The organism is Pseudaquabacterium pictum (assembly GCF_005403045.1).
Classification (GTDB): Bacteria; Pseudomonadota; Gammaproteobacteria; order Burkholderiales; family Burkholderiaceae_C; genus Pseudaquabacterium; species Pseudaquabacterium pictum.
On record NZ_BJCL01000001.1, the window covers coordinates 834,932 to 861,794 of the forward strand.

Here is a 26,863-nt window from a genome sequence, read left to right on the forward strand (position 1 = left end):
CCGCCAAACCACCCGCCAACCGCCAAGGAGCCTTGCCATGAGCGCTGTCCTGAAGCCCCCTGCCCCTGCCGCCCTGTCCCCGGCCCAGGCCGCCGCGCGCGACAAGATCTGGGCCATGCCGCTGGCGGACCTGCACCCGGCCGACCCGCAGCATTTCGTCGACAACGTCGAGCTGCACATCTTCGACCGCCTGCGGGCGCAGGCACCGGTGCACTTTGGCCACAGCCCGGTGCCCGAGGTGGGCAGCTACTGGAGCGTCACCCGCTACCAGGACATCATGCATGTGGACACGCACCCCGAGCTGTTCTCGTCGGACTGGTCCAAGGGCGGCATCACGCTGTTCAATGCGCCGGATGGCGAGAAGCTGCCGATGTTCATCGCGATGGATCCGCCCAAGCACGATGACCAGCGCAAGGCGGTCAGCACCATCGTGGCGCCGGCCAACCTGAACAACTGGCAGGCCGAGATCCGCGAGCGCACTGGCCGCCTGCTCGACAGCCTGCCGCGCAACGAGCCCTTCGACTGGGTGGACAAGGTCTCGATCGAGCTGACCACCTGCATGCTGGCCACGCTGTTCGACTTCCCGTTCGAGGACCGCCGGCTGCTGACCTGGTGGTCGGACGTGGCGACGATGAACAAGGCCACCAACCCCGAGGCGCTGGAGCCGGCCGAGCGCATGGCCGAGCTGGGCAAGATGCTGGGCTACTTCACCAAGCTGTGGAACGAGCGGGTCAATGCTCCGCCCAAGACCGATCTGGTAAGCATGCTGGCCCATGGCGCGGCCACCCGCAACATGCCGCCGCTGGAGTACATGGGCAACCTGGTCCTGCTGATCGTGGGCGGCAACGACACCACCCGCAACAGCATGACCGGCGGCCTGCTGGCGCTGAACGACAACCCGGCCGAATTCGCCAAGCTGCGCGCCAATCCCGCGCTGGTGGACAGCCTGGTGCCCGAGATCATCCGCTGGCAGACGCCGCTGGCCTACATGCGCCGCACCGCCGTGCAGGACACCGAACTGGGCGGCCAGCGCATCGCCAAGGGCGACAAGGTGGCGATGTGGTATCTCTCGGGCAACCGTGACGAGACCGCCATCGACCGGCCCGACCAGTTCATCATCGACCGCGCCCGCCCGCGCCAGCACCTGAGCTTCGGCTTCGGCATCCACCGCTGCGTGGGCAACCGCCTGGCGGAGCTGCAGCTGAAGATCCTCTGGGAAGAGATCCTCGAGCGCTTCCCGGTGATCGAGGTGCTGGGCGAACCCACCCGCGTGCGCTCGTCCTTCGTCCGCGGCTACAGCAAGCTGATGGTGAACATCCCGGGTTGAGTGTTTTGTTGCCCGGTTTGGGCTCAAAGCGGAACTTGCCGGTTCGCCATCTTCAGCGCGAGGGTGAAGGCCTCGGTAGTGCCTGAGCGCCGGGCAGGGAGGGCCTGCTTTGCGGCAGTGAAGGCGGAGTCCTATGCGCCGCTAGCGGCGCGTAGGACGGGGGACATGGAGCAAAGCAGGCCCTCCCGGACCGGCGCGATCGCGCGGAAAACAATGCCCGAAAAGAGCCCGAACTCGCCTATCAAGCCCGCAGCTTCTTGCCCTTCAACACCACCTGGTTGACATTCGCAGCCGCAGGCGCGGTGCCGGGCACATCGAAGGTCACGCGCTGGTTCACACGGTGGTGCGGCCAGTAGTCGGCCAGAGCGTAGTGCTGGGTGCTGCGGTTGTCCCACACCGCGATGCCGCCAGCCTCCCACTGGTGGTGCACCATGAACTCCGGCTTTTTCAGCCATTCGAGCAGGAAGTTCAGGATGCCGCGTGCCTCGTGCCGGTCCACGCCCTGGATGTTGCGGGTGAAATCGGCGTTGACGAAGATGCACTTGCGGCCTGAGTCTGGATTCACCCGCACCACCGGATGCACCACCGGCTTGAAGGCCTTGATCGCGGCGATCAGTGCGTCGTCACCCCGCTGCCCCAGCGCCTCGCGGAAGCCCGACACCTCCCAGCTGTGCACCGCCGTCAGGCCCTGCAGGTACTTTTGCATGCCTGGCGACAGCCAGTCGTAGGCCTTGCTGGTGCTCATCCAGCAGGTGTTGCCGCCAGCCGGCGGCGTCACCGTGATCTGGATCGCCGTGCCCAATGGCGGGCTGGGCTTCCAGCTGATGTCGGTGTGCCAGTTGTCGATGGACGGCGGCCGGTCCTTGTCGCTGACGATCATCTCCAGCTCCGGCGCGCCCGGCTTGCGCTCGAAGTACGAGCCCGCCGACACCGGCCCGAACACCTTGGCCAGCGCCACATGCTGCGCCGGCGTGATGGCCTGCGGCCGGAAGAAGATCACCTCGAAATCCCACAGCGCCTGGCGCAGCTCGGCGGCCACGGCGTCGCTCAGCGGCTTCGTCAGGTCCACGCCCTCGATCCACGCCGCGAAGTTGGGCATGCGCGGCACCGGGCGGATGTGCTTGTAGCGCTTGGCGATGTTGATCAGCTTCAGGGGCTTGGTGTTGGCCATGGTTCAAATCCAAAGGTTGGCGGCGAAGCGTTGGCGGCACTCAAGGCCGCGGTCCGACGACAGGGAACATGCGGCTGAACTGGTCGAGCATGGACATCAGCTGCACCAGGGCCTGCGCCCTGCCCTGCACCTGCACCCGGCCACCCTGCAAGCCATCGGCCAGGCTCAGCTTCTGCAGCGCGATGTCGTCCAGCGTGGCCCGGTCCATCGCCACGCTGGCATCCACATCGTCGGCCTGCACGCCGATGCGGTGGGTCAGCGCGCTGTGCTCCAGGTTCAGCAGCGCGCAGTCACCGGTGTCGGTGATGCGCCAGTTCAGGCGCAGGTGCAGGCCGGCGGCCTTGGCGCCGTCCAGCCGCATCGCCAGCATGTCGAGGAACTGGCCCAGCGGCAGCGCCCGCACGATGTCACGCACCGCCACGCTGGTGGGCGGCAGCTGCGGCACGCCGTGCCGCAGCTCCATCACCGCCTGCAGGTAGGCATTGCGCCAGGTGGCCGATTCGGCCTGGTAGCCCAGCTGCTCCAGCGCATCGGCGCCCAGGGCCTGGGCGCGCTGCACCGGCGCATCGCCCGGCGCGCCGGCATGGCAGACCATGGCGCAGACCTGGGCCACCCAGCGGTACTCGCCGGCATCGAAGTCGGCCTGGGCACGCTGCAGCACCGCATCGGCACCACCCATGTACTGCAAGGTCTTGCGGGCCGCATCGGCCGGCGGCAGCGGATCGAGGTGGGCCGGGTTGCCGTCGTAGGCGCCCAGGTAGCGCTGCACGATGGCCTTCACGTTGTGCTTCACCGTGCCGTAGAAGCCGTGGCAGGCCCAGTCGTCCAGCAGCGCCTGCGGCAGCTGCAGCCGCTCGGCGATCTCGCTGGCCAGCAGGCCGTGGTTCATCAGGCGCAGGGTCTGGTCGTGCACATAGCGGTACAGGTCGCGCTGGCGGCGCAGGAAGCCGTCGATGTCGGCGCCGCCCCACACCGGCCAGTGGTGCTGGGCGATCAGCACATCGCTGGCCGCGCCGTAGCGCTGCAGCGCGCCGTCCAGGTAACGGCTCCAGGCCAGCGCATCACGCGCCTGGGCACCGCGCAGCGGCAGCAGGTTGTGGAAGTTCTGGCTGGCGATCTCGGTCATGTTCAGCACCCGCAGGCCGGGGTGGTGGATGATGAGTTCGGCCGGTGCCTCGGCGCCGGGCGTCAGCTCGAAGACGCACTCCACGCCGTCGATCACATGCCGCTCCACCGGCTGGGTGATCACCACGGTGGGTGCGATCAGCGTCACCGTGCCAGTGCTGGTGGTCTTGCCCAGGCCGGCATCCACCTGGCCGCGCACGCCCTTGGGCAGCAACGGGCCGAACTGGAACAGCGCGCGCCGGCTCATCGCATTGCCGGCCAGCAGGTTCTCGCTGACAGCCTCTTCCAGGAAGCCCGCCGGTGCGATCACCTGCACCCGGCCCGCCCGCACATCGGCCTCGTCGATGACGCCGCGCACGCCGCCGAAGTGGTCGACATGGCTGTGGCTGTAGACCATGGCCACCACCGGCTTCGTCGGCCGGTGCTCAAAGTACAGCGCCATGCCGGCGGCCGCCACCTCGGTGCTGATCAGCGGGTCGATCACGATCAGGCCGGTGTCGCCCTCGATGATCGTCATGTTGGCAATGTCCAGCCCGCGCACCTGCCACACCCGGTCGACCACCTGGAACAGGCCGGTGACCATGTTGACGCGGGCATGCCGCCACAGGCCGGGGTGCACGCTGTCGGGTGCCTCCTCCTCGGCCAGGAAGCCGTAGGCCGCCAGGTTCCACACCGGGCCGCCGTTGGCGCGGGTGACGGCGCCCTTGGGCAGGTCGGCCACATGGCCGCGGCGGGCGTCGTCGAAGCTGCGGGTGTCGGTCAGCGGCAGCCAGCGCCGTGCCGCATGCTGGCAGGCCCGGGTGATGGCGGTGGCGGGCCGGGCGCCAGGCGGGCCGGGGAGCGGGGTGTCGTGGTCAGTGGTTGCGGTCATGGCCATCCAGTTCGGGGGTCACTGCCTGGCCATTTCGGCCTGGCCCACGGCCTCGCCGTCGGGGCCGCCGTGGGCGTCCAGCGTCACCGTCACCCGGTGCAGACGGCCGGTGAAGGCGAACGGCGCGGCATAGTGCGACACCGGTGAGCCGCGGTCCAGCCCGATGTCCAGGCCCGACCAGCTGATCAGGCTGTTGAAGCCGTGCGCATGCTGTGCGCTGCCTGCAGGCTGGCCGTCGATCAGCAGGGTGGCGCGGCGCCAGGCCGGCACCTGCACCGGCGGGCCCACCGGCAGCTGCACCGTGGTCAGCGGGCCCTGCTCCACCAGCACACCCAGGCGGCGGGCGTGCGGCGGCACCGGCTGCGCCGAGCGCAGCAGCTGGTGCAGGCCACCCACGTTCAGGTCATGCACCAGGTGGCCGTCCTGCAGGTACAGGCTGTAGCCGGAGGTGGCATCCCCATGGGCAATCAGCACGCCTTCGTCCTGCGGCCCATGCAGCTGCACCTCGGCCTCGATGCGGTAGTGGCGCCCGCGCACGTCGGGTGCCACGTCGGTGGGCAGGTGGCCCATGCCGGCATGGAAGATGAACTGCCGGCGCTGGCCCTGCACGCGGCGGCCGTTCTCGGCAAAGCGCGGGCCGAAGCGGTCGTCCAGCGGCAGCACCTGGCAGCGTGCGGCCTCTTGCCACCACAGCGCCTGCAGCGCGGCCAGCCTGTCGGGATGGGCAGCGGCCAGGTCGTGGTTCTCTGCGAAGTCGGCATCCAGGTGGTACAGCTCCCAGGTGTCGGCATCGAAGGGCTGGCCGGATGGGTGGAAGGCCACCGCCTTCCAGCCGCCATGCCACAGGCCGCGGTGGCCGAACATCTCGAAGATCTGCGGCTTGCTGCGCTGCGTCGGCGCGGTGTCGCGCAGCATCGGTGCGAAGCTCTCGCCATCGAGCGGCAGGCAAGCCAGCCCCTGGCGCTGCGCCGGCGGCTGCAGGCCCAGCAGGTCCAGCAGCGTGGGCACCACGTCGCTGGCATGGGCGAAGCCGTGGCGCAGGTCGCCGCGCGCCGGCAGGCCGGCCGGCCAGCTGAGGATGAACGGGTCGCGGATGCCGCCGCCGTGGGTGTTCTGCTTGTAGCGCTTGAGCGGCGTGTTGCTGCACATCGCCCAGCCCCAGGGGAAGTTGCTGTGGGTGTCGGGGCCGCCGATGGCGTCGATGCGGGCCAGCTTGGCTGGTGGCGGCTCGGGCACCTGGTTGTACGGGCCCATCGCATTGACGAAACCCAAGGGCCCGCCCTCCTGGCTGGCGCCGTTGTCCGACAGCAGCAGCACGATGGTGTCGTCCAGCTGGCCGCTGGCCTGCAGGTGGTCGAACAGGCGCGCCAGCTGCTGGTCAGCATGGTCCAGCATCGCGGCATAGGCGGCCTGCAGGCGGGTCATCACCGCCTGCTGCTCGGGCGGATGCTCGGCCCAGGGCTTGACGCCGGCATTGCGCGGCGGCAACTCGGTGTCCGGCGGCACGATGCCCAGGGCCTTCTGCCGCGCCAGCCGGCGCGCGCGCTCGGCATCCCAGCCATGGCCAAACTGCGCATCATGCTGGCGGATCAACGCCGCGGGCGCCTGGTGCGGCGCGTGGCAGGCGCCCAGCGCCAGCCACAGGTGCCAGGGGCGGCCGGGTTGGTCGCCCTGGTGATCGGCCAGGTAGCGGATGCTCTGGTCGACGAGATCGGCGGTGAGGTGGTAGCCGGTCTCGTAGGAACCGGGCGCGGGGATCGGCGTGTTGTCGCGCACCAGCTCGGGCGCGTACTGGTCGGTCTCGGCATCCATGAAGCCGTAGAAGCGGTCATAGCCGCGGCCCAGCGGCCAGCCGTCGAACGGACCGGTGGGGCCGGTCTCGTTCAGCGGCGTGACATGCCACTTGCCGACCATGTAGTTCACATAGCCGTGCGGGCGCAGCATCTCCGGCAACGTGGCCGCCTCGGGCGCGATCTTGCCGCGGTAGCCGGGGTAGCCGCTGTCGAAGTTGGCCAGGCAGCCCATGCCCACGCGGTGGTGGTTGCAGCCGGTCAGCAATGCCGCGCGGGTGGTGCTGCACATCGCGGTGGTGTGGAAGCCGGTCAGGCGCACGCCGCGCGCGGCCAGGGCATCGATGGCCGGTGTGGGGATGGTCGAGCCGTAGCAGCCCAGGTCGGCAAAGCCGACGTCGTCGAACAGCACCACCAGCACGTTCGGCCGCCGCGGCCCGGCATCGGCGCGTTCGGGCCACCAGGGGGTGGATTCGGCCACCGTGGGGCCGATGCGGCCGGGAAAGGGTGGTGTGCGCAAGCGGGCTCTCCAGGACTCTCCAGCGACGTTGGGCCATCCTAGGCAGCCACCGTCGCCTGAATTTCCACCCAGGTGACAATCCCGGGACAAACCTGATGCTCGCTATCCCTCGCCCGGCGGCCCTGGCGAGGCGCGCCCCCATCCATGCCCCCTGCACCCAGCGCCCGCGCCGACGGCACCGCCGGCATCGGCTACCAGGAAAGCCTGCGCGACCTGCCCGACGCGCTGGCCGATGCGCTGTTGCAGTGCGGCCAGCAGCGCAGCTGGCGGCGTGGGCAGATGGTGATGCGCCAGGGCGCCCCCTGCGACGCGCTGGTGGTCGCGCTGGAAGGCCGGCTGGCCGCCACCCTGGGCCGCAGCGACGGGCACGACACCCTGCTGCGCTGGCTGGACCCCGGTGAACTGCTGGCCCTGCCGGCGGTGCTGGGCGGCATGCGGGCCACGGTCTCGGTCGAGGCCCAGGGACCGGCACGCACGCTGCATGTGCCCCGCGCCACCTTCGTTGCCCTGCTGCGCAGCCACCCCGAGGGCGCGATCAGCATCGCCGTGCTGCTGAGCCGGCGCCTGGGCGCGCTGTTCCGCTTTGCCGAGCACCACGGCAGCCCCAGCCTGGACGAGCGGCTGGACCATGCGCTGCAGCGGCTGGCACGCTCGCAGGGCCAGCCCGACGGTGCCGGCGGTGTGCGCCTGAAGGCCACCCAGGCCGAGCTGGCCCATGCCGCCGGCGCCTCGCGACAGCGGGTGCACCTGGCGCTGAAGGCACTGCAGGCCCAGGGCCGGCTGGAGCTGGGCTACGGCTGGGTGCGCCTGCTGCCGCCAGCAGGCTGAACCGCCCGGACCTCAGCCAGGCGCCGGGGCATCGGCGGCGTCGCCGAGCAGCACGTCCAGCAGGCCGGACAAGGTCACCCCACCCAGGTGCTGGCCCTGCGGACCGGTGACGTTGGCGGCGGTGGCGCCGGCCGCCCGCAGCTGGCGCACCGCCTGCGCCAGGCCGAGGCTGCCGGGCAAGTCGGGCAGCGACAGGCGCGGGCCGGGCTGGGCCAGCGCGGCCAGGCCCAGCCAACGCCCGCGGTCGGCCCCCTGCACCACGCTGCGCAGCCAGGCGTCGGCCGGCCGCTGCAGGATGTCGGCCGCGCTGCCCTGCTGCACCAGCACGCCATCGCGCAGCACCACCAGGTGGTCGGCCAGCCGCAGCGCCTCGTCGAGCGCATGGGTGACGAAGACCACGGTCTTGCGCAGTTCCTGGTGCAGGCCCAGCAGCAGATCCTGCATGGCGGTGCGCTGCAGCGGATCCAGCGCCGAGAACGGCTCGTCCATCAGCAGCACCGGCGCGTCGGTGGCCAATGCACGCGCCAGACCCACCCGCTGGCCCATGCCACCGGACAGCGCAGCCGGGTAGGCCTCCTCGAAACCGGCCAGCCCCACCCGCTGCACCCAGGCACGCGCGCGGGCGTCGGCGGCGGCGCGCGGCACGCCGGCCAGGTCGAGCCCGAAGCGCACGTTGGCCAGCACCGTCAGGTGCGGCAGCAGCGTCGGCCGCTGGAACACCATGGCCACCTGGCGGCGGCGCCAGGCCTGCAGCGCGGCCGGCGCCAGGCCCGTCACCACCGCGTCGCCGCACCACACCTGCCCGGCCGTGGGCGACACCAGGCGGTTGAGGCAGCGCAGCAGCGTGCTCTTGCCCGAGCCCGACGGGCCCATCAGCACCGTCAGTCCACCGCCGGGCAGCACCAGGTCGATGCCCTGCAGCGCCAGCAGGTGGCCGTGGCCGGCCAGCAGCGCGGCGCGGTCCAGCGCACCGGCCTGCACGGCCGCCAGGTGCCGCAGCGGCGCGGGGCCGAACAGGTGGCTGACGGCCTGCAGCCGCAACGCCGGTGCCACGGGCCGCTCAGGCATCGCCGGTGGGCCGGTGGCGCTGCAGCCGCCAGCCCCAGGACTGGGTGATGCGGTCGAAGGCGATCGCGATGGCCACGATGGCCAGGCCATTGAACAGGCCCAGCGCGACATGCTGGTTGTTGATGGCGCGCAGCACCGGCTGGCCCAAACCCTGCACGCCGATCATCGCCGCCACCACCACCATGGCCAGGGCCATCATGATGGTCTGGTTGATGCCGGCCATCAGCGTGGGCAGGGCCAGCGGCAGCTGCACCCGCCAGAGGCGCTGCCAGGCGCTGGCGCCGAAGGCATCGGCAGCTTCCAGCAGGTCGCGGTCCACCTCGCGCAGGCCCAGGCTGGTCAGCCGCACCATCGGCGGCAGCGCATACACCACCACCGCCAGCAGGCCCGGCACGCGGCCGATGCCCAGCAACATCACCGCGGGGATCAGGTAGACGAAGCTGGGCAGGGTCTGCATCAGGTCGAGCAGGCCGCCGCCCCAGCGCTGCAGCCATGGCAGCCGCGCCATGGCCACGCCCAGCGGCACGCCGATGGCCACCGCCAGCGCCGTGGCCACCAGCACCATGGCCAGGGTGCGCAGGGTGTCGTCCCACAGGCCGAACAGGCCCAGCAGCGCCAGCGCGGCGGCGCTGCCCAGTGCCAGCGTCCAGCGCCGCGATGCCATCCAGGCCAGCGCCGCCACCGCTGCCAGCAGCAGCGGCCAGGGCAGCGCCAGCAGCGCCGTCTCGGCGCCGATCAGCAGGGTCTGCAGCGGCGCGAAGGCCGCCTCGATGGCCGCGCCGTGCTGCTGGCTGAAGGCCTGGAAGCCCCGGTCGATGGCCTGCTGCAGCGTGGCCAGCGTGTCGGCCGGCAGCGCTGGAAAGCCGCCGGTCACAGCGCGGCGCGCACCCGCGCGGCCACCGCCGGGTCCACCCAGGGCTGCCAAACCTCGGGCCGGGTCTGCAGGAAACGGCGCGCGCCCTGCTCGCCAGTGGCCTGCTGCGTGCGCATCCAGGCCAGCATGGCGTTCAGCGTGGCGCTGTCCCAGCTGCGGCGGGTCAGGTAGGCATAGGCCGGGCCGCCAGCCTGGCGGAAGCGGTCGGTCACCAGGGTGTGCACGGCCGCGCGCGGCCAGGCATTGGGCCGGGGGTCGGCGCAGCCGGCCACACTGGTGCAGCGCTGCCACTCGGCGGCGTCGTGCGGCGCGCCCTCGGCCAGCCGCACCATCGGGTACTGGCCCAGCAGCGCAGTGGGCGACCAGTAGTAGCCCAGCCAGCCCTGCTGGCGCTGGTGGGCACGGGCCACGGTCCCGTCCAGCGCGGCCGCAGTGCCGGGGTCGACCAGGGTGAAGCCCTTGCCAGCCGCGCCATGGGCCTTGAACAGGTTGGCCATGACGATCTGGCACTGCCAGCCCGACGGGCAGCTGTGCACCGCGCCCTGCTGCCGGTTCTCTGGCGCAGGGAACAGATCGCGCCGCTTCAAGGCGTCGGCGATGCTGCGGATCTCGGGGTGGGCATCGGCGATGAACTTCGGGATCCACCAGCCCTCGACGCCGCCGTCCTTCAGCGCAGTGCCGGCCAGGTGCAGGCGGCCGGCGGCCACGGCCTTCTCGATGGGTTCACGCACGCCGTTGATCCAGGCCTCGGGTGCCACATCGGGCTGGCCCTTGGCCACCATGCTGGTGAGCGTGGGCACGGTGTCGCCGGGCACCAGGTCGACCTGGCAGCCGTAGCCGGCCTGCAGGATCAGCCGGTCGACCTGGGCCAGCAGCTCGGCCGAGGACCAGTTCATGTTGGCGAGCGTGAGCCGGCCGCAGGCCTGGGCTTGTCCGGTCCAGGCCAGCAACAGGACAGGCCACAGGGCGGACAGGAGTTGGCGCAGCAGATGGTGCATGGACCGCAGCTTAACGGCCCGGCGCCGGCGGCGCGTCACACCCGCGTGGTGGCCAGCGGACTGGCGTGGCAGGCCGCCCGCACCGCGCCCAGCGTGTGCAGGCCCATGCCAGCGGCCAGCGGCAGCAGCCGCAGCAGCACCTCGGCGGTGACCAGCGCATCGCCCAGCGCGGTGTGGCGGCCCTGCGTGGCCACGCCCAGGCGGGCGGCCACCGCCTCCAGCGCATGGCTGTCGGCGTCCGGATGCACCACCGACGACAGCAGCAGCGTGTCGACCACCGGCTGATCGAAGTGCAGGCCGGCCGCCCGCGCCGGGCCCTGCAGGAAGGCCAGGTCGAAGGCCGCGTTGTGGGCCACCAGCACGGTGTCGGCGGCGAACGCATGGAAGGCCGGCAGCACCTGGGCGATGCCCGGCTGGCCGGCCACCATCGCCGCGCTGATGCCGTGGATGGCAGTGCTGGCCGGCGGGATGTCGCGTCGCGGGTCGACCAGCTGGTCGAAGGTCTCGCCGCGCAGCAGCCGGCCGTTGACGATGCGCACCGCGCCGATCTGCAGGATGCGGTCGCCGCTGCCGGGCTGCAGGCCGGTGGTCTCGGTGTCGAACACGGTGCAGGCCAGGCTGGCCAGCGGCCGGCTGTCCAGCGCATGGCCGCTGTCCTGCTGGCCGAGCAGGCTGAAGTCGTAGGTCTCGGGCGGGCCGGCGGCGGCCGGCGCCGCCGGCGTGGTGGTTTCCTCCGGCGCGGCCAGCGGCAGCAGGAATCGGAAGAAGGCCTGGTGGCGCACCCGGTCGCGCTCGAACCAGAACGCACCGCCGTGGCGCTGCACCACGTCGCGCACGCTGGGCGGCGGGCCGCTGGTGCACAGGCCGGGCGGCAGGTCGAGGCTGTCCAGCTCCCAGCCCATCACCGTCTCGGTGCTCATGGCCTGGCCGGTCCACACCAGGTCGAGGTGGGCGCGACCGGCCGCCGCCGGCTGCAGGCGCAGGTGCAGGGTGCGGATGTCCAGCTCGCCGTGCAGGCGGCGGGCCAGGCCGCAGAGGGCCTGCAACAGGGCAAAGCTGTCCAGGCGCAGCCACAGGGCGGCATCGACCTCCTGCATGCCGCAGCGCAGGGGTGCGTCCGCATCCGCCACTGGCGGCACCGCCTGCGCGATGGCCTGGCAGGCGGCCTGCAGGAAGTCGCTGCCGCGCAGCTCGTCCAGCGGCCAGCGGCTGGCCGGGTGCCAGGCGCCACCGCCACCCGTGGCCTGCAGGCGCCGGACCATGGCCTGGGTCTCGTCGCGGATCACCGCGATGAAGCGCTCGCGCAGCGCCGGCGGCAGGTCGGCATCGCCCAGCATCTCGACGGCGGCCTGCAGATTGGCCAGGCTGCCGCGGCTGCCTTCGGTCAGGTCCTGCAGCAGCTGGTCTTGCGCGGCGTCGTGGGCATGGCTGCGGGTGATGTTGTCGAAGACCAGCACATAGCCGGCCAGGGCCGGCACGGCATCCGAGGCGGCGCTGTCGGCGTCACCCGCCGGCGGCACCGCATGCACCGGCGCCAGCTGCACCCGCAGCAACTGGCCGCCGGGGGTGACGGTGACGAACTGCGCCGACGGCTCGGCCTCGCCGCGGGCCAGCCGCTGCTGCACGCTGGCCAGCGCATGGTCGACCAGGGCGCGGTCGAGCACCGCATGGATGGACCGGCCCAGGCCCAGCCAGGCGCCGGCACCGCCCGGCAGCGGGCCATCGGACAGCGCCTGCACCTGCTGCAGGGCGCGCTGGTTGTACAGCAGCACCCGGCCATCGAGGTTGCAGACCACCACGCTCTGGCGCAGCTCGCGCATCAGCGCGGCCAGGCGGTTGCGCTCCTCGGCCACACCGCGGCTGGCACGGGCCACGGCGCCGTCGATGTCGGCCTGCAGCTGGTCGCGCTGGCTGGCCAGGCCCTGCAGGGTGTCGGCCAGACCCTGCAGCGCGGTGCCGTCGGCCGACAGCGGCTGTTGCAGCGGGCGGTGCAGCAGCAGGCGGGCAGCGCTGTCCAGCCGGGCCGGCGCCAGCAGCCACCGCCGCAGCAGCGGCTGCGCAGCCGCCACGGCCAGCAGCGCCAGCGCGGCGGCCACCACCACCAGCACGGCGGCCTGGGCGCGCAGGGCCGTGGCCAGCGCGGCCCGGGCCGCATCGGGCAGCAGCGTGGCCAGCAGCGCTGCGCCTGCCGCGCCGAACAGCGCCAGCAGCAGCAGCACCGCCAGCGCCAGGCCGGCCGACGTGCGCAGCCGTGCCTGCTGTGCCGTCATTCGGTGCGCCGCCTGGCCGCCAGCAATTGCCGCACCTGGGCCACCAGCGCCTGGGTGGAGAACGGCTTGGTCACATAGGCATCGGCGCCCAGACCCAGGCCCTTGGCCACATCGGTGTCGCGGCCCTTGGCGCTGAGCATCAGCACCAGGGTGTTCTGCAGCGTGGGATCGGCGCGGATCGCCTGGCAGACCTCGTGGCCGCTCTTGCCGGGCATCATCACATCCAGCAAGACCAGGCGCGGCCGTGCGCGCTGCAGCAGCGCCAGCGCCTCGTGGCCGTCGCGCGCCAGCAGCACCTGGAAACCTTCGCGCTGCATCAGGTATTCCAGCGACACCAGGATGTTCGGCTCGTCGTCGGCGATCAGGATCGTCTCGGTCATGGCGTGTCTCCTGCGGGGGGCGGCTCTGCGGCCGCTGCGGTCCAGGGTAGGTCGATCTGGAAGCAGGCACCTTGATCAAGGTCAGCCCCCCCGCTGGGCAACAGCCGCAGCTGGCCGCCGAAGTGCGCCACGATCTGCCGGCTGATGGTCAGGCCCAGGCCGGTGCCGGCCGGCCGGTGGTCGGCGCTGCCGCCCTGGCGGAAGCGCTCGAAGATCAGCGCCTGCTGTTCGGCCGGCACGCCGGGGCCGTTGTCCTGCACCGTGAGGTGCGCGCCGTCGGCGTCGCCCCACAGCCGCAACCTGATCTGCCCCCCGGGCGACGGCACCACCTTGGCGGCGTTCGACAGCAGGTTCAGCAGCACCTGCTGCAGCCGGTCGGGGTCGGCGCGCAGCGTGGGCAGCTGGGCGGGCAGGTCCAGCGCCAGCATGGCGCCGCGCGCGGCCAGCAGCGGCTGCGCGGTGTCGGCGGCCTGGCGGGCCAGCGCCGGCAGGTCGACATCGGCGCTGCGCCACTCGGCATGGCCGGCCTCGATCTTGGCCAGGTCCAGCACCTGGTTGACCAGGCGGCTCAGGCGCTCGGACTCGGCCACCACGATGGCCAGGAAACGCTGGCGCTGCGTGCTGTCCATCCCGGGCTCCTGGGCCATCAGCTCTGCCAGGCTGCGGATGGCCGTCAGCGGCGTGCGCAGCTCATGGGTGACCGAGGCCATGAAGTCGTCCTTGAGCCGGTCGAGCTCGGCCAGGCGGACATTGGCGGCACGCAGCGCGGCGCTGGCCTCTTCCAGGCGGGTGGTCTGCGCCTGCAGCGCCCGCGAGGTGCGGCGCACCTGCGAGGCCTCGTCCAGCATCGCCAGCACGTCGTCGAGCGCCAGCGGTTGCTCGCGCACCACGCCGGCCACCGCCAGCCGGGCCGAGGCGCTGCCGATGGCGCCGGCCAGCGCCATCTCCACCGCCTGCACCAGGCCGGCATCGGCACGCAGCGCGGCCACGCCGGTCACGCCCTGGGCATCGGCCTGCGCCTGCAGCAGCCGGTGCGCGCCGGCCGGCCCCAGGAAGCGCAGCGCCAGCGCCTGCAGGTCGGCCAGCTGGGCCTGGCCGCGCCACAGCAGCGGCTGGTCGGCGCCGCTGTGCCGGTCGCCATCAACGAACAGCAGCGCGCGTGCGGCCTGCCGTGGCGACGGTGGCCGCAGCAGCGACACCACCACGTACAGCCCGGCGTTGGCCAGCAGGCTCCAGAACAGCGCCTGGGTCAGCGGGTCCAGGCCAGTCAGGCCGCCCAGCTGTTCGGGCCGCAGCAGCGTGATGCCGAACGGACCGTCGGTGAGCAAGCCGGTGGACCACCAGCCCGAGCGGACGATGGCCGGCGCCACCAGCGCATGGGCCCACAGGCCGAAGCCGGCCAGCAGGCCGGCCAGCGCGCCGGCGCGGGTGCCGCCCTTCCAATAAAGGCCGAACAGCACGGCCGGCGCGCACTGCGCCACCGCGGCAAAACTGATCAGGCCGATGGACACCAGGGCCTCGGCCTCGCCGGCCAGGCGGAAGTAGGCATAGCCCAGCAGCAGGAGCACCAGGATGGCGCCGCGCCGCAGCCCCAGCAGCAGGCCACCCAGGGCCGGCCGCCGGGCCAGCGCCGGCAGGCGCAGCAGCAGCGGCACCAGCAGGTCGTTGCAGACCATCGTGGCCACCGCGGTGGCCTCGACGATCACCATGCCGGTGGCCGCCGACAGCCCGCCGAGAAAGGCCAGCAGCGCCAGGCCGTGCCAGCCGGCATCCAGCGGCAGCGACAGCACGAACAGGTCGGCCGCCGCCAGCGCACCGGCATCGCGCCCCTGGAAATGCAGCAGCCCGCCCACTGCCAGCGGCAGCACGAACAGGTTGATCAGCAGCAGGTAGGCCGGAAACACCCAGGCTGCCCGCTTCAGGTGCCGTTCGTCGACGTTCTCGACCACCAGCACCTGGAACTGGCGCGGCAGCAGCAGCACGCTCAGCATGGCCAGCAGGGTGAGCGCCAGCCACTGCGCCGCCGGCGACGGCTGGCCCTGGTCGAGGCGGAACAGCGGCGCCAGCGCCGGCTGCGCCAGCGCCCGGCCGAACAGGTCGGTCGGGCCGTCGAACATCCCCCAGGTGACCGCTGCGCCCACCGCCAGGAAGGCCAGCAGCTTGACCAGCGATTCGGCCGCCACCGCGGCCAGCAGACCCTCGTGCCGCTCGCTGGCATCGAGCTGCCGGGTGCCGAAGACCATGGTGAAGCCGGCCAGCACCAGGGCCACGCCCAGCGTGCCATCGGCCCACCAGGGCGCTGCGGCAGCGGCCGCGGCGCCACCTGGCGCGGTCAGCAGTTGCAGTCCGGCGGCCACCGCCTTCAGCTGCAGCGCGATGTAGGGCAGGATGCCCACCACGGTGAGCAGGCTCACCAGCGCGGCCAGCCCGCGGCTCTGGCCATGGCGGCTGGCGATGAAATCGGCCACGCTGGTGATGCGCTGCGCACGTGCCACCCGCACCAGCTTGCGCAGCACCCGCCAGGCCAGCACCATGGCCAGCGTGGGGCCCAGGTAGATCGGCAGGAACCACACCCCGCCCGACGCCGCCCGGCCCACCGAGCCGAAGTAGGTCCAGGCGCTGCAGTACACGCCCAGGGCCAGCGCATGCACCCAGGCGCTGCCCACCACCGAGCGCCCGGCCGCTGCGCGCCGGTCGGCCCAGGCGGCCACGCCGAACAACGCCAGCAGGTAGGCGATGGACACGCCGAGCACCAGCGCCAGGGGCAGCATGGCGGGCGGCTCAGTCCGGATCGCGTTCGAGCAGCCAGGCCAGCAGCACGATCAGCAGCGCCCACAGGCTGAACAGCGCCAGCGGCAGCAGCGGCAGGCCCCAGACCGTGGCCGGGTGGTCCCACAGCGCCAGCAGCGGCCAGTTCAGCAGCAGCAGGCCGGCCGCGAACAGCGCGGCCAGGCGCGGACCGGTGGACGGGGCAGTGGCGGGTGGCACAGGACATTCTGGCGCCCGCACGCCGACACCAGGCTGACGCCGCGCCGCCCCCGACCCACGGGGTTCCGGGTTCCAGGTTCCTCAGGGATTACGCTGATCTGGCGCCGAAATCCCGCATCACGGAACGTCAACTCAGGGTTGCACCTGATTTTGTCAGCTGGTGTTGGCCCAGCGTCAGAGATCGGTCAGTCCGCGTGCAAATCATGACCCCACACGACGACCTGGACGTCGTTCCCCCACGCTTTTCAGGAGACACCCCATGGCAACCGCCAGCATGGCCGCAAAGGCCCCCGCGCATGACGCGCCGATGACCAAGGAGGAGAAGAAGGTCATCTTCGCCTCGTCCCTCGGCACGGTGTTCGAGTGGTACGACTTCTACCTCTACGGCTCGCTCGCCGTCTTCATCGGCAAGCAGTTCTTCGCCGCGCTGGACCCGACGGCCCAGTTCATCGCCTCGCTGCTGGCCTTTGCCGCCGGCTTCATCGTGCGGCCCTTCGGCGCGCTGGTGTTCGGCCGCCTGGGCGACATGATCGGCCGCAAGTACACCTTCCTGGTCACCATCCTGATCATGGGCCTGTCGACCTTCATCGTCGGCATCCTGCCCAGCTACGCCAGCATCGGCGTGGCTGCGCCGATCATCCTGGTCGGCCTGCGCATCCTGCAGGGCCTGGCGCTGGGCGGCGAGTACGGTGGCGCCGCCACCTACGTGGCCGAGCATGCGCCGCACGGCAAGCGCGGTGCCTACACCGCCTGGATCCAGACCACCGCCACGCTGGGCCTGTTCCTGTCGCTGATGGTGATCCTGGGCACCCGCACCTTCCTGGGCGACGCCGCCTTCGCCGATTGGGGATGGCGCGTGCCGTTCATCCTGTCGATCGCCCTGCTGGCCATCAGCGTGTGGATCCGGCTGTCGATGAATGAATCGCCCGCCTTCAAGAAGATGAAGGAAGAAGGCAAGACCTCGAAGGCACCGCTGACCGAAGCCTTCGGTCAATGGAAGAACATGAAGATCGTCGCACTGGCGCTGTTCGGTCTGGTGATGGGCCAGGGCGTGGTCTGGTACACCGGCCAGTTCTATGCGCTGTTCTTCCTGGCCAACGTGCTGAAGGTCGACTCGGCCACCGCCAACATCATGGTGGCGGTGTCGCTGATCATCGGCACGCCGTTCTTCGTGGTCTTCGGCACCCTGTCGGACAAGATCGGCCGCAAGCCGATCATCCTGGCCGGCATGCTGCTGGCCGTGCTGACCTACTTCCCGCTGTTCAGCGCACTGACCAGCGCCGCCAACCCCGAGCTGGCCAAGGCCCAGGCCACGGCGCAGATCAGCGTCAAGGCCGACCCCAAGAGCTGCTCGTTCCAGGGCAGCCCGGTCGCCCGTGAGGTCGACTTCACCAGCGCCTGCGACATCGCCAAGCGTGCACTGACGCAGAGCTCGGCCAGCTATGCCAACGAGGCCCTGCCCGCCGGCAGCCCGACCATCATCAAGATCGGCGACAAGGAGCTGACGCCGCCGAACGCGACCACGATGGCCGGTGGCCACAAGTTCGACGAGGCCTCGGCCAAGGCCATCGCCGGCTTCAAGAAGGACCTGGCCGATGCGCTGAAGGCCGCCGGCTACCCGCCCAAGGCCAAGCCCATCGAGTTCATGGGCGGCCAGTGGTGGCAGGTGGTGGGCATCCTGACCATCCTGGTGATCTACGTGACCATGGTCTACGGCCCGATCGCCGCCATGCTGGTGGAGCTGTTCCCGACCCGCATCCGCTACACCTCGATGAGCCTGCCGTACCACATCGGCAACGGCTGGTTCGGCGGCCTGCTGCCCTCGATCACCTTCGCGATGGTGGCCGCCAACGGCAACATGTACCACGGCCTGTGGTACCCGATCGTGATCGCTGGTGTGTGCTTCGTGATCGGCCTGATCTTCGTGCGCGAGACCAAGGACGTGGACATCTACGCCCGCGACTGACCGCCAACCCTGCCTCGCTGAACTCCGACCGGGCGCCCAGGCGCCCGGTTCTCCATGGATCCCAACACAGGACAAGCAACCATGTGGAAACTTCTGGTCGCCTTCATCATCTTCGCCGCCCTGGGCCTGTACGTGCTCAAGCAGGCCGGCGGCGATGTCAACATGGGCGGCGAAAGCCATGACGTGACCGGCGGCCATGCCGCCTCGGCGCCCGCAGCACCCGCCGCGCCCGCCTCCGCCGCATCGCAGTGATGCCTGCGGCCTCGCGGCCGCTCCCGCAGCCGAAGCCGGCCGCACCCCTGGGTGCCGCCGGCTTCGGTGCTTCTGGAACCCGGCAGTTGGCCGACGCAGCGCCGTCAGTGCCGCGTCAGTGCCGGGTCAGAGCCTGGTCAGTCTCGCCGCGCAGACTGCACCCCACAACTGAAGGAGCAACGCGATGAGCGACAACGTGGTGGCCCGCATCCGGGCGAATCCGAAGTACCAGGAGCTGAAGCGCAAGCGCAGTTCCTTCGGCTGGTGGCTCACGCTGCTGATGATGGTCGTGTACTACGGCTACATCGCGCTGATCGCCTGGAACAAGCCCTTCCTGGCGCAGCCGCTGGGCAACGGCGTCACCACCCTGGGCGTGCCCATCGGCATGGGCGTCATCGTGTTCACCATCATCATCACCGGCATCTATGTGCGGCGCGCCAACGGCGAGTTCGACCAGCTGACGCGTGAAATCCTCGAGGATGTCGCCAAATGAGCCGCTCATCTAATCTGACAGGCAAGCTTGTCATCCTGGCAGCCATGCTTGCTGCCAGTGCAGCCTGGGCAGCGGGCGCCGATGTCGGCCAGGCCGCCAGGCAGGCCACCAACTGGACGGCCATCGCGATGTTCGGCGCCTTCGTGGCCGGCACGCTGTGGATCACCAAGTGGGCGGCCGCCAAGACCAAGAGCGCGGCCGACTTTTACACCGGCGGCGGCGGCATCACCGGCTTCCAGAACGGCCTGGCCATCGCCGGCGACTACATGTCGGCCGCGTCCTTCCTGGGCATCAGCGCCGCGGTGATGGCCTCGGGCTACGACGGCCTGATCTACTCCATCGGCTTCCTGGTGGGCTGGCCAGTCATCACCTTCCTGATGGCCGAGCGGTTGCGCAACCTGGGCAAGTTCACCTTTGCCGACGTGGCTGGCTACCGCTTCCAGCAGGGCCCGATCCGCGCCTTTGCCGCCAGCGGCACGCTGGTGGTGGTGGCGTTCTACCTGATCGCGCAGATGGTGGGCGCGGGCCAGCTGATCAAGCTGCTGTTCGGGCTGGAATACTGGATGGCGGTGGTCATCGTCGGCGCGCTGATGATGATCTACGTGCTGTTCGGCGGCATGACGGCCACCACCTGGGTGCAGATCATCAAGGCCTGCCTGCTGCTGGCCGGTGTCACCTTCATGGCCATCATGGTGATGGCGCAGTTCGGCTTCTCGCCCGAGGCGCTGTTCGCCAAGGGCGTGCAGGTGAAGGCGCAGATCGCGCAGAACGGCGGCAAGACGCCGGAGGAGGCCAATGCCATCGGCCTGGCGCTGATGGGACCGGGCGGCTTCATCAAGGACCCGATCTCGGCCATCAGCTTCGGCATGGCGCTGATGTTCGGCACCGCCGGCCTGCCGCACATCCTGATGCGCTTCTTCACCGTGCCCGATGCCAAGGAAGCCCGCAAGAGCGTGTTCTGGGCCACCACCTGGATCGGCTACTTCTACGTGCTGATCTTCATCATCGGCTTCGGCGCCATCACCCTGGTGCTGACCAACCCCGAGTACGCCGACACCGCGAAAGGCGTGATCAAGGGCGGCGCCGGCACGGCCAACATGGCCGCGGTGCTGGTGGCCAAGGCGGTGGGTGGCGACGTGTTCTACGGCTTCATCTCGGCCGTGGCCTTCGCCACCATCCTGGCGGTGGTGGCCGGGCTCACGCTGTCGGGCGCCTCGGCGGTGTCGCATGACCTGTATGCCACGCTGATCAAGAAGGGCAACGCCGACAGCAAGGCCGAGCTGAAGGTCTCGCGCATCACCACGCTGTGCCTGGGCGCGCTGGCCGTCACCCTGGGCATCGTGTTCGAGAAGCAGAACATCGCCTTCATGGTCAGCCTGGCTTTCGCCATCGCTGCGTCGGCCAACTTCCCGGTGCTGTTCATGAGCGTGCTGTGGAAGGACTGCACCACCAAGGGCGCGGTGATCGGCGGCTTCCTGGGCCTGATCTCGTCGGTGGGCCTCACCGTGGTGTCGCCGTCGGTGTGGGAGGTGACGCTGGGCAACCCCAAGGGCTCGGCCTGGTTCCCCTACACCTCGCCGGCGCTGTTCTCGATGGCCATCGGCTTCATCGGCATCTGGCTGTTCAGCGTGCTCGATCGCAGCGCCCAGGCCGCCAAGGAGCGTGGCCTGTTCGAGGCGCAGCAGGTGCGCTCGGAGACCGGCCTGGGTGCCTCCGGCGCCTCGGGCCACTGACCGAGACCGAACGCGGCCGGTGCCGGCCGCCTGCCTTCAGCCCGGGCCGGACCCGGGCTTTTTCTTGGGCGCGCGTCGGCCAGCCGTTGGGGCTTGCATCAATCGCTGCGCACCGCTGCCCAGCGCGCCGCACTGGTCAGACGGGTTCCACAGCGCGCAGGCCCGCAGCGACAGGCAGCCGCAGCCGATGCAGCCGTCCAGCCGATCGCGCAGGGCCTGCAGCGCGGCGATGCGCGCCTCCAGCCCGGCCCGCCAGCCGGCCGACAGCCGGGCCCAGTCGGCCTTGGTGGGCGTGCGCTGCTGCGGCAGGCCGGCCAGCGCGGCGCCGATCTCGGCCAGGCCGATGCCCAGCTGCTGCGCGGCGCGGATGAAGGCCACCCGCCGCAAGGTGGCGCGGGTGTAGCGGCGTTGGTTGCCGCCGCTGCGCTCGGCCTGGATCAGGCCGAGCGACTCGTAGTAGTGCAGCGCCGACACGGCCACCCCGGCGCGGGCGGCCAGATCCCCCACGCTGAGCAGGGCCTGGGATGCAGCCATCGGTTGACCTCAAGTTGACTTGAGGTCCTATTGTGCGGGCATCCGTCTCCCCACCACCCGCCCATGCACGCCGACACCCTGCCCGCCCCCACCCTGTTCAGCCACGGCCGCCTGGCGGCCTGCAGTGGCGGCCTGGTGCTGGTGTCGCTGCTGGCCTTCGAGGCGATGGCCGTTGCCGCCGCCATGCCGGCCATCGCCGCCGCGCTGGACGGCCTGCCGCTGTACGCCCTGGCCTTCGGCGGCATGCAGGCGACCTCGGTGCTGGGCATGGTGCTGGCCGGCCGGGCCTGCGACCGGCGCGGCCCGCTGCCGGCCACCGTGGCCGGACTGCTGCTGTTCGGTGCCGGCCTGCTGCTGGCCGGCCTGGCACCGGCGATGGGCTGGGTGGTGGCTGGCCGGGTGTTGCAGGGCCTGGGTGGCGGCATGCTGGGCGTGGCGCTGTATGTGGGCCTGGGCCGGGTGGTGCCATCCGGCCTGCACCCGCAGCTGTTTGCGGCAATGGCGGCGGCCTGGGTGCTGCCGGGCCTGCTCGGCCCGCTGGCCGCCACCGCGCTGGTGGACATGGCCGGCTGGCGTGCGGTGTTCCTGGCGGTGCTGGCGGCGGTGCCGCTGGCCGCAGCGCTGTTGCTGCCAGCCCTGGCGCGCCTGCCAGCCAACGCCGACTTCGCTGCTGCACAGGCCGGGCCGGCCGAAGCCCCGGTTGTCTGGGCGCTGGTGGCGGTGGCCGGCGCCCTGCTGCTGCATGGCGCGGGCACCGCCGGCGGTGCCGCCTGGGGCGGCCCGGCGCTGCTGCTGGGCCTGGCGGGCGCCGGCCTGGCCGCCACCCGCCTGCTGCCAGCCGGCAGCCTGCGGGCCGCGCCGGGCCTGCCCGCGGTGGTGGCTTTGCGGGCGCTGCTGGCGGCAGCCTTCGCCACGGCCGAGGTGTTCATCCCGCTGGCGCTGACCCGCGAGCAGGGCTGGTCGCTGAGCCAGGCCGGCGGTGTGCTGAGCGCTGGCGCGGTGTTGTGGAGCGCAGGCAGCGCGGCACAGGCCCGCATCAGCGCGCCGCGGCACCGCCGCCTGGCGCTGCAGGCTGGCCTGCTGGCGGTGGCGGCGGGCATCGGCGTGGTGGCAGCGCAGTTGCTGCTGGCCGGGCCTGCCTGGGGCGTGGTGGTGGGCTGGGCGGTGGCCGGCTTCGGCATCGGGCTGGGCTTTCCGATGCTGTCGGTGCGCACGCTGGCGCTGTCGACACCGGCCACCCAGGGCCGCAACGCCGCGGCCGTGCAGCTGGCCGATGCGCTGGGCTGCAGCGCCGCGCTGGCGCTGGCCGGCGCGCTGTTCAACCTGGCCGGCCACCAGGGTGCCATGGCCTATGCCCTGCTGCTGGGGCTGGCCCTGCTGCTGGCCCTGCTGGGCGCGGCGCTGGCGCGCCGGGCCTTCGACTGACGCCGTCTCAGTGGCTGGGGCCGGTCAGGTCCACCAGCCCACGCGCCGGGTCGGCCACCCGCGGCCACAGCGCGCGCTGCACCTGGTGGTGCGGCAGCGCGGCCATGTCCATCGAGCCGGCGCCGGGCGCCGAGACGTACAGCACCTCGCGCGCCAGCGGCGCAAAGCCGGCATGGAAGTGCTGGGTGGACTTGGCCACCAGCGCCCGCGGGCGCAGCGGATCGATGCCGGCCACGCGGAAGCAATCAGGGTGGAAGCTCTGCACCCGGTGGTCGTTGACCACGATGTCGATGGCCGTCGCGTCGACGGGGCCGAAGGCACGCAGCCAAGCCATGCGGCCCAGCGGCGCCAGCGCACCGCCGAAGGGCTGCCAGCCGTCGGGGTTCAGGGCCTTCACCTCCACCTGCAGATCGAGCGCCGGGCCCGAGGCCGGCCCCAGCTTGCCGCCGATGCGCATGGCCAGCTGCGCGCCCACGCCGGCATCGAAGGCCAGCGCCGTGGCCACCGGATCCCACAGCGGCGACAGCGCCACGCCGCCCACGCGGCGCTCGATCAGCCGCTGCAGCAGGAAGGTGGAGTCGCCCGCGGCACCGATGCCGGGGTTGTCGGCGGTGTCGGCCAGCACCACCGGCCGGCCGTCGGGCGCCAGTTCCAGCAGCCGGTCGATGGCCTGGTCGATCGACAGGAAGGGCGGCACGATGGCATCCCGGGCGGCCCAGACCGATTCGCCCAGGGCCGTGGCCAGGCGTGCGGCCAGCGCCGCATCGCCATCGGTCACCACCAGCACCCGGGTGCCGACCTCGGGCGTGTCACCCCAGGGAAAGCCGTGGGCCAGCGACACCGACAGCACGCCGGACTCGGCTTCCAGCGCGGTCATGCGCGCCACCAGGCCGGCCATGGGCTCGGCGGTGGTGGGGTAGACACCCAGCATCGCGCAGTCGTAGACCGCCATCACCGGTCGGATCTCGCCCGCCAGCCGGCGACGCAGCAGGCTGAACACTTCGTCGGCCCGCTCGGCCACGTCCACATGCGGATACTCCTTGTAGATCACCAGGAGGTCGGCGCTGGCCACCTTCTGGCGGCTGAGGTGGCAGTGCAGGTCCAGCTCGGCGCCGATGGGCACGCCGGGGCCGACCAGGGCGCGCACCCGGGCCAGCAGGTCGCCCTCGGCATCCGGGTCGCCGTCGGCGATCATCGCGCCGTGCAGGTTCAGCAGCACCGCATCCACCGGCAGCGCGCGCTGCAGGTCGGCCAGGATCTCGTCACGCAGGGCCGCGTGGGTGGCGCGGGTGGTGTTGCCGGCCGGCGCGGCAAACGCCGCCAGGCCTTCGACCACCGTCCAGCCCAGGGCCTGGGCCTGCTGCTTCCAGCGCAGCAGCGGCACGGCGAACAGGCCGGACCGCTCGCCATGCTGGCCGCCGCGCACCAGCATGCTCTGCTGGTAGACCGACAGGCCGGTGGGGATGGGCGAGAAGGAGTTGGTCTCGGTGCCGAGGCAGGCGGTGAACAGGCGTGTCATGGTGGTGTGGGGTTGGCGGATCCCCGATGGTCGGGCATGGCGGCCTGTGCCGGCAACCCTGCGGCACCGCGATCTGCCGCACCGACCGCTGCAACCGCGCCCGCGTAAGCTGCAGGCCTGCGCGGCCCGGCCGGGCCGCCAACCAACAGGACGCAGCGCATGCAACAGACCGTCGGCATCATCGGCACTGGCTGGGTGGGCACCAGCGTGGCCATCTCCACCCTGCACTCGGGCGCGGCCGATGCGCTGTGGCTGCACGATGTGCGCGGCGCGGTGGCCGAGGGCGAGGCCATGGACCTGGCCCACGGCGCCGCCTTCTACCCGCCCTGCGAGGTGAAAGTGGCGACAGTGGAGGCCATGCGCGCCTGCCAGGTGGTGGTGGTGGCCGCCGGCCGCAACGGCAAGCCGGGCGAGAGCCGGCTGGACCTGCTGCGCGACAACGCCCGGGTGGTGGCCGACATCGGCCGCACGCTGGCCGGCTTCGACGGCACCATCGTCCTGGTCAGCAACCCGGTGGACGTGCTGACCCAGGTGATGACCGAGGCCAGCGGCCTGCCACCGGCGCGGGTGCTGGGCACCGGCACGCTGCTGGACACGGCGCGCCTGCGGCAGATGCTGGCACAGCGCCTGCAGCTGGCCACCACCTCCATCCATGCCCAGGTGGTGGGCGAGCACGGCGATTCCGAGGTGGTGCTGTGGTCGGGCGCCCAGGTGGGCGGCGTACCGCTGCGCCAGTGGCCGGGCTGGGACGCCGCCGACGAGGCCGCGCTGGCACTGGAGGTGCGCCGCGCCGCCTACGAGGTGATCGCCCGCAAGGGCGCCACCAACCATGCCATCGGCCTGGTGACCGCGCACCTGCTGCGCTGCATGCTGCGCGGCGAGCAACGGGTGCTCACCGTCTCCCGGGTGCAGGAGGGTGCCTTCGGCCTGCACGGCGTGGCGCTGTCGCTGCCCACGGTGGTGGGCCACGGCGGCGGTGGCACAGTGCTGGAGCCCGGCCTGGATGCGGCCGAGCTGGCGGCGCTGGAGCACTCGGCCGAGGTGCTGCGCCAGGCGCGGGCGACGCTGCCGCCCGGCTGACAGCCCTCAGGCCTTCTCCAGCCGGTTGCGCAGGGCCTGCACGGCCGCCAGCGTCTTGTCGATGCTGGCGGCCACGGTGGCCATGTCGGCATCGCTGGTGTCGAGCTGGTCACGCAGCTGCTTGAAGCTGCCGATGGCCGAGGTGGCGGCATCGATGGCCTGGCGCGCCGTCTCGCCGCTGAGCACCTTGGCCTTGGCCTGGGTGCTGGCAGCCACGCCGGCGATCAGCTTCGTCAGCGCCTGCACCTCGGCGGCGCGGCTGCGGATGCCGGCCAAAGCCGCCTCGGTCACGCCCAGGTCCAGGTCGAAGATGGCCTTGGTCGCCACGTCATCCAGCGCCTGGGCGGCCTTGGGGCTGTCTTCGCAGAACCGGCGCAGCTGCGCCTGCACATCCTCGATGCGGGCGGTGTCGCCCGATTGGCGGGCCTCCTGGGCCAGCTGCAGCAGGCGCTGCAGTTCCTGGGCCCACAGCTGGATGTCGGTGTCGGCAGGCATGCTCAGTTCTCCTTCTTCAGATCGGCCACCAGTTCGCGCAGCCGGGTGACCACGGACAGCAGGTGGGCGGTGTCGGGCAGGCGCTTCTCGCGCGCGGCGGTGGCCAGCGAGGCATGTGAAGCCTTCCAGGCCAGCGCCGCCTTGCGTGCCTGGGCCACGAGGGCGGCGGTGCCGGCGCGAGACTTCTGCGCCCGGTCGATGGCGGCCTGCAGCGGCAGGTACCAGCTGTCGGCAGCCTGCAGCAAGCGTTCGACCCGCTGCAGCTCCTCCGCAGGGCCCTTCTCGGCCAATGCCGCCGTGGGCCGCGGCGCACCAGGCAGGGCTGCGGGTTGCACTTGGCTGCCCACGTCGGCCTGCAGCACGGCCAGGCGGGCCACCAGGGCACGGCGGTAGTCCAGCCGATCGCGTTCGGCCAGGTTGTACGCGGCCATGATCGGCTCGCGCTTGGTGCCGGACAGGGTCTTGGCCAGGTCGTCCAGGTCACTGACCAGCAGGTCGGCCACCCGGGCCACCGTTGGGTCGGCGCGGTCCACCGCCTCGGCAAAGTCCCGCGCGGCCTTGATCTTGATCGCCTCGCTGGCCACCAGCTTGCCAAGCTCGAAGCCGGCGCCCGCCAGGCCTGCCACACCCACCGCCCCCAGCAGCTGGTTGACCGAGCCGGCCACGGCGTCGACCGTGGCACTGCTGTTGGCCGATGCCTTGGACACCGCCGCCAGCGAGGCGCTGTAGTCGGCCATGGCGGCAAACAGCAGGCCATAGGCCTCGCCGCCCCGGGTCAGCGCCGCCGCGGCATCCTGGTAGCCCTTCGCCTGCTCCTTGAAGCCCGACTGGCTGTCCAGGCGCTGGCCGATGTCCTGGTGGACCGCGGCGGCGGCCTCGAAGCCGCCCACCACCGAGCCCGCCAGCGCCTGCGTGGCCAGGTTCCAGCCGGAGACATCGGGAATGGTCTGGCAGCCGCCCAGCAGCAGGGCCGCGCACAGGGCCGGCAAGGCGCACAGGCTGCGCCAGTGGTGGGCAAGTGGCATGGAGGGCATGGCGGGTCTCCTTCGGGCCACCATCGGCAGCCGGTGGGTGGTTGTACCGGGCCAGGGGCGCGGCAGCACCCGCCAGCTTAGGGAGAGGCGGGTCATAGCAAATCCAAATCGCCGGAATTCAT

General features: G+C 71.7%; 22 protein-coding genes. 8 read left to right on the top strand and 14 right to left on the bottom strand.

Annotated elements, in window-relative coordinates:
• Positions 1-37: 37 nt before the first annotated feature.
• Positions 38-1,327 carry a cytochrome P450 gene (locus FFT10_RS03755; RefSeq protein ID WP_137731398.1) on the top strand — a complete coding sequence of 430 codons (1,290 nt, stop codon included), beginning with the start codon at positions 38-40 and terminating at the stop codon, positions 1,325-1,327.
• Between the two features lie 241 nt (positions 1,328-1,568).
• Here the strand turns inward: FFT10_RS03755 and FFT10_RS03760 are convergent, their stop codons facing one another.
• Genes FFT10_RS03760 through FFT10_RS03770 form a run of 3 tightly spaced genes read right to left on the bottom strand, consistent with a single transcriptional unit; the run spans position 1,569 to position 6,804 of the window.
• The gene (locus FFT10_RS03760) at positions 1,569-2,498 is read right to left on the bottom strand and encodes a TauD/TfdA dioxygenase family protein (protein ID WP_137731399.1); all 930 of its coding nucleotides are present in this window, start codon (positions 2,496-2,498) and stop codon (positions 1,569-1,571) included.
• A 40-nt stretch (positions 2,499-2,538) separates the two neighbouring features.
• Complete coding sequence (locus tag FFT10_RS03765; RefSeq protein WP_162520686.1) at positions 2,539-4,494, bottom strand: alkyl/aryl-sulfatase; 1,956 nt, start codon at positions 4,492-4,494, stop codon at positions 2,539-2,541.
• A gap of 18 nt (positions 4,495-4,512) precedes the next feature.
• Positions 4,513-6,804 carry an arylsulfatase gene (locus tag FFT10_RS03770; protein WP_137731401.1) on the bottom strand — a complete coding sequence of 764 codons (2,292 nt, stop codon included), beginning with the start codon at positions 6,802-6,804 and terminating at the stop codon, positions 4,513-4,515.
• Between the two features lie 144 nt (positions 6,805-6,948).
• Between FFT10_RS03770 and FFT10_RS03775 the strand changes: the two genes are divergently transcribed.
• Complete coding sequence (locus FFT10_RS03775) at positions 6,949-7,632, top strand: Crp/Fnr family transcriptional regulator (RefSeq protein ID WP_137731402.1); 684 nt, start codon at positions 6,949-6,951, stop codon at positions 7,630-7,632.
• Positions 7,633-7,644: 12 nt separating this feature from the next.
• On the opposite strand, the gene FFT10_RS03780 is transcribed toward FFT10_RS03775, so the two are convergent.
• Genes FFT10_RS03780 through FFT10_RS03810 form a run of 7 tightly spaced genes read right to left on the bottom strand, consistent with a single transcriptional unit; the run spans position 7,645 to position 16,210 of the window.
• Positions 7,645-8,700, bottom strand: coding sequence for an ATP-binding cassette domain-containing protein (locus FFT10_RS03780; protein ID WP_137731403.1), 1,056 nt, complete (start codon positions 8,698-8,700; stop codon positions 7,645-7,647).
• The gene (locus FFT10_RS03785) at positions 8,693-9,574 is read right to left on the bottom strand and encodes an ABC transporter permease (protein ID WP_137731404.1); all 882 of its coding nucleotides are present in this window, start codon (positions 9,572-9,574) and stop codon (positions 8,693-8,695) included. Before FFT10_RS03785 ends, FFT10_RS03780 begins: the two co-directional genes overlap by 8 nt.
• Positions 9,571-10,572: an ABC transporter substrate-binding protein gene (locus FFT10_RS03790; RefSeq protein ID WP_137731405.1), complete on the bottom strand. Its 1,002-nt coding sequence runs from the start codon at positions 10,570-10,572 to the stop codon at positions 9,571-9,573. The genes FFT10_RS03785 and FFT10_RS03790 overlap by 4 nt, the downstream gene beginning before the upstream one ends.
• Before the next feature lie 35 nt (positions 10,573-10,607).
• Positions 10,608-12,842, bottom strand: coding sequence for a 3'-5' exonuclease (locus FFT10_RS03795; RefSeq protein ID WP_137731406.1), 2,235 nt, complete (start codon positions 12,840-12,842; stop codon positions 10,608-10,610).
• Entirely contained in the window at positions 12,839-13,222 is a 384-nt protein-coding gene (locus FFT10_RS03800; protein ID WP_137731407.1) for a response regulator transcription factor, read from the bottom strand. The genes FFT10_RS03795 and FFT10_RS03800 overlap by 4 nt, the downstream gene beginning before the upstream one ends.
• Entirely contained in the window at positions 13,219-15,993 is a 2,775-nt protein-coding gene (locus FFT10_RS03805; protein ID WP_137731408.1) for an ATP-binding protein, read from the bottom strand. The genes FFT10_RS03800 and FFT10_RS03805 overlap by 4 nt, the downstream gene beginning before the upstream one ends.
• Positions 15,994-16,003: 10 nt before the next feature.
• Positions 16,004-16,210 carry a hypothetical protein gene (locus FFT10_RS03810; protein ID WP_137731409.1) on the bottom strand — a complete coding sequence of 69 codons (207 nt, stop codon included), beginning with the start codon at positions 16,208-16,210 and terminating at the stop codon, positions 16,004-16,006.
• Positions 16,211-16,469: 259 nt separating this feature from the next.
• Between FFT10_RS03810 and FFT10_RS03815 the strand changes: the two genes are divergently transcribed.
• The 4 genes from FFT10_RS03815 to FFT10_RS03825 all read left to right on the top strand — a co-directional run bounded on the left by FFT10_RS03815 (position 16,470) and on the right by FFT10_RS03825 (position 20,654).
• On the top strand, positions 16,470-18,176 hold the full coding sequence (locus tag FFT10_RS03815) for an MFS transporter (protein WP_137731410.1): 1,707 nt from the start codon (positions 16,470-16,472) through the stop codon (positions 18,174-18,176).
• 81 nt (positions 18,177-18,257) lie between these two features.
• Positions 18,258-18,428 carry a hypothetical protein gene (locus FFT10_RS27940; RefSeq protein ID WP_162854845.1) on the top strand — a complete coding sequence of 57 codons (171 nt, stop codon included), beginning with the start codon at positions 18,258-18,260 and terminating at the stop codon, positions 18,426-18,428.
• A gap of 184 nt (positions 18,429-18,612) precedes the next feature.
• Positions 18,613-18,921, top strand: a complete 309-nt coding sequence (locus FFT10_RS03820; RefSeq protein ID WP_137731411.1) for a DUF485 domain-containing protein — start codon at positions 18,613-18,615, stop codon at positions 18,919-18,921.
• A gap of 44 nt (positions 18,922-18,965) precedes the next feature.
• The gene (locus FFT10_RS03825) at positions 18,966-20,654 is read left to right on the top strand and encodes a cation acetate symporter (RefSeq protein WP_228026932.1); all 1,689 of its coding nucleotides are present in this window, start codon (positions 18,966-18,968) and stop codon (positions 20,652-20,654) included.
• A gap of 36 nt (positions 20,655-20,690) precedes the next feature.
• On the opposite strand, the gene soxR is transcribed toward FFT10_RS03825, so the two are convergent.
• On the bottom strand, positions 20,691-21,188 hold the full coding sequence (gene soxR / locus FFT10_RS03830) for a redox-sensitive transcriptional activator SoxR (protein ID WP_137731413.1): 498 nt from the start codon (positions 21,186-21,188) through the stop codon (positions 20,691-20,693).
• Between the two features lie 63 nt (positions 21,189-21,251).
• On the opposite strand from soxR, the gene FFT10_RS03835 reads away from it, so the two are divergent.
• Positions 21,252-22,613, top strand: coding sequence for an MFS transporter (locus FFT10_RS03835; RefSeq protein ID WP_137731414.1), 1,362 nt, complete (start codon positions 21,252-21,254; stop codon positions 22,611-22,613).
• A gap of 7 nt (positions 22,614-22,620) precedes the next feature.
• On the opposite strand, the gene FFT10_RS03840 is transcribed toward FFT10_RS03835, so the two are convergent.
• Complete coding sequence (locus FFT10_RS03840) at positions 22,621-24,132, bottom strand: M81 family metallopeptidase (protein ID WP_137731415.1); 1,512 nt, start codon at positions 24,130-24,132, stop codon at positions 22,621-22,623.
• 159 nt (positions 24,133-24,291) lie between these two features.
• On the opposite strand from FFT10_RS03840, the gene FFT10_RS03845 reads away from it, so the two are divergent.
• Complete coding sequence (locus FFT10_RS03845; RefSeq protein ID WP_137731416.1) at positions 24,292-25,212, top strand: lactate/malate family dehydrogenase; 921 nt, start codon at positions 24,292-24,294, stop codon at positions 25,210-25,212.
• A gap of 6 nt (positions 25,213-25,218) precedes the next feature.
• Here FFT10_RS03845 and FFT10_RS03850 read toward each other — a convergent pair whose 3' ends face one another.
• Both FFT10_RS03850 and FFT10_RS03855 read right to left on the bottom strand, forming a co-directional pair.
• Positions 25,219-25,707: a hypothetical protein gene (locus FFT10_RS03850; RefSeq protein ID WP_137731417.1), complete on the bottom strand. Its 489-nt coding sequence runs from the start codon at positions 25,705-25,707 to the stop codon at positions 25,219-25,221.
• A gap of 2 nt (positions 25,708-25,709) precedes the next feature.
• Entirely contained in the window at positions 25,710-26,741 is a 1,032-nt protein-coding gene (locus tag FFT10_RS03855) for a hypothetical protein (RefSeq protein ID WP_137731418.1), read from the bottom strand.
• Between the last annotated feature and the right edge of the window lie 122 nt (positions 26,742-26,863).

Bases quoted from the DNA above. Each gene is read 5' to 3' on its own strand.
- FFT10_RS03755 (WP_137731398.1), top strand. From the start codon at position 38: ATGAGCGCTGTCCTGAAGCCCCCTGCCCCTGCCGCCCTGTCCCCGGCC.
- FFT10_RS03760 (WP_137731399.1), bottom strand. From the start codon at position 2,498: ATGGCCAACACCAAGCCCCTGAAGCTGATCAACATCGCCAAGCGCTAC.
- FFT10_RS03765 (WP_162520686.1), bottom strand. From the start codon at position 4,494: ATGACCGCAACCACTGACCACGACACCCCGCTCCCCGGCCCGCCTGGC.
- FFT10_RS03775 (WP_137731402.1), top strand. From the start codon at position 6,949: ATGCCCCCTGCACCCAGCGCCCGCGCCGACGGCACCGCCGGCATCGGC.
- FFT10_RS03780 (WP_137731403.1), bottom strand. From the start codon at position 8,700: ATGCCTGAGCGGCCCGTGGCACCGGCGTTGCGGCTGCAGGCCGTCAGC.
- FFT10_RS03790 (WP_137731405.1), bottom strand. From the start codon at position 10,572: ATGCACCATCTGCTGCGCCAACTCCTGTCCGCCCTGTGGCCTGTCCTG.
- FFT10_RS03795 (WP_137731406.1), bottom strand. From the start codon at position 12,842: ATGACGGCACAGCAGGCACGGCTGCGCACGTCGGCCGGCCTGGCGCTG.
- FFT10_RS03800 (WP_137731407.1), bottom strand. From the start codon at position 13,222: ATGACCGAGACGATCCTGATCGCCGACGACGAGCCGAACATCCTGGTG.
- FFT10_RS03805 (WP_137731408.1), bottom strand. From the start codon at position 15,993: ATGCTGCCCCTGGCGCTGGTGCTCGGCGTGTCCATCGCCTACCTGCTG.
- FFT10_RS03815 (WP_137731410.1), top strand. From the start codon at position 16,470: ATGGCAACCGCCAGCATGGCCGCAAAGGCCCCCGCGCATGACGCGCCG.
- FFT10_RS27940 (WP_162854845.1), top strand. From the start codon at position 18,258: ATGTGGAAACTTCTGGTCGCCTTCATCATCTTCGCCGCCCTGGGCCTG.
- FFT10_RS03820 (WP_137731411.1), top strand. From the start codon at position 18,613: ATGAGCGACAACGTGGTGGCCCGCATCCGGGCGAATCCGAAGTACCAG.
- FFT10_RS03825 (WP_228026932.1), top strand. From the start codon at position 18,966: ATGCTTGCTGCCAGTGCAGCCTGGGCAGCGGGCGCCGATGTCGGCCAG.
- soxR (WP_137731413.1), bottom strand. From the start codon at position 21,188: ATGGCTGCATCCCAGGCCCTGCTCAGCGTGGGGGATCTGGCCGCCCGC.
- FFT10_RS03835 (WP_137731414.1), top strand. From the start codon at position 21,252: ATGCACGCCGACACCCTGCCCGCCCCCACCCTGTTCAGCCACGGCCGC.
- FFT10_RS03840 (WP_137731415.1), bottom strand. From the start codon at position 24,132: ATGACACGCCTGTTCACCGCCTGCCTCGGCACCGAGACCAACTCCTTC.
- FFT10_RS03845 (WP_137731416.1), top strand. From the start codon at position 24,292: ATGCAACAGACCGTCGGCATCATCGGCACTGGCTGGGTGGGCACCAGC.
- FFT10_RS03850 (WP_137731417.1), bottom strand. From the start codon at position 25,707: ATGCCTGCCGACACCGACATCCAGCTGTGGGCCCAGGAACTGCAGCGC.
- FFT10_RS03855 (WP_137731418.1), bottom strand. From the start codon at position 26,741: ATGCCCTCCATGCCACTTGCCCACCACTGGCGCAGCCTGTGCGCCTTG.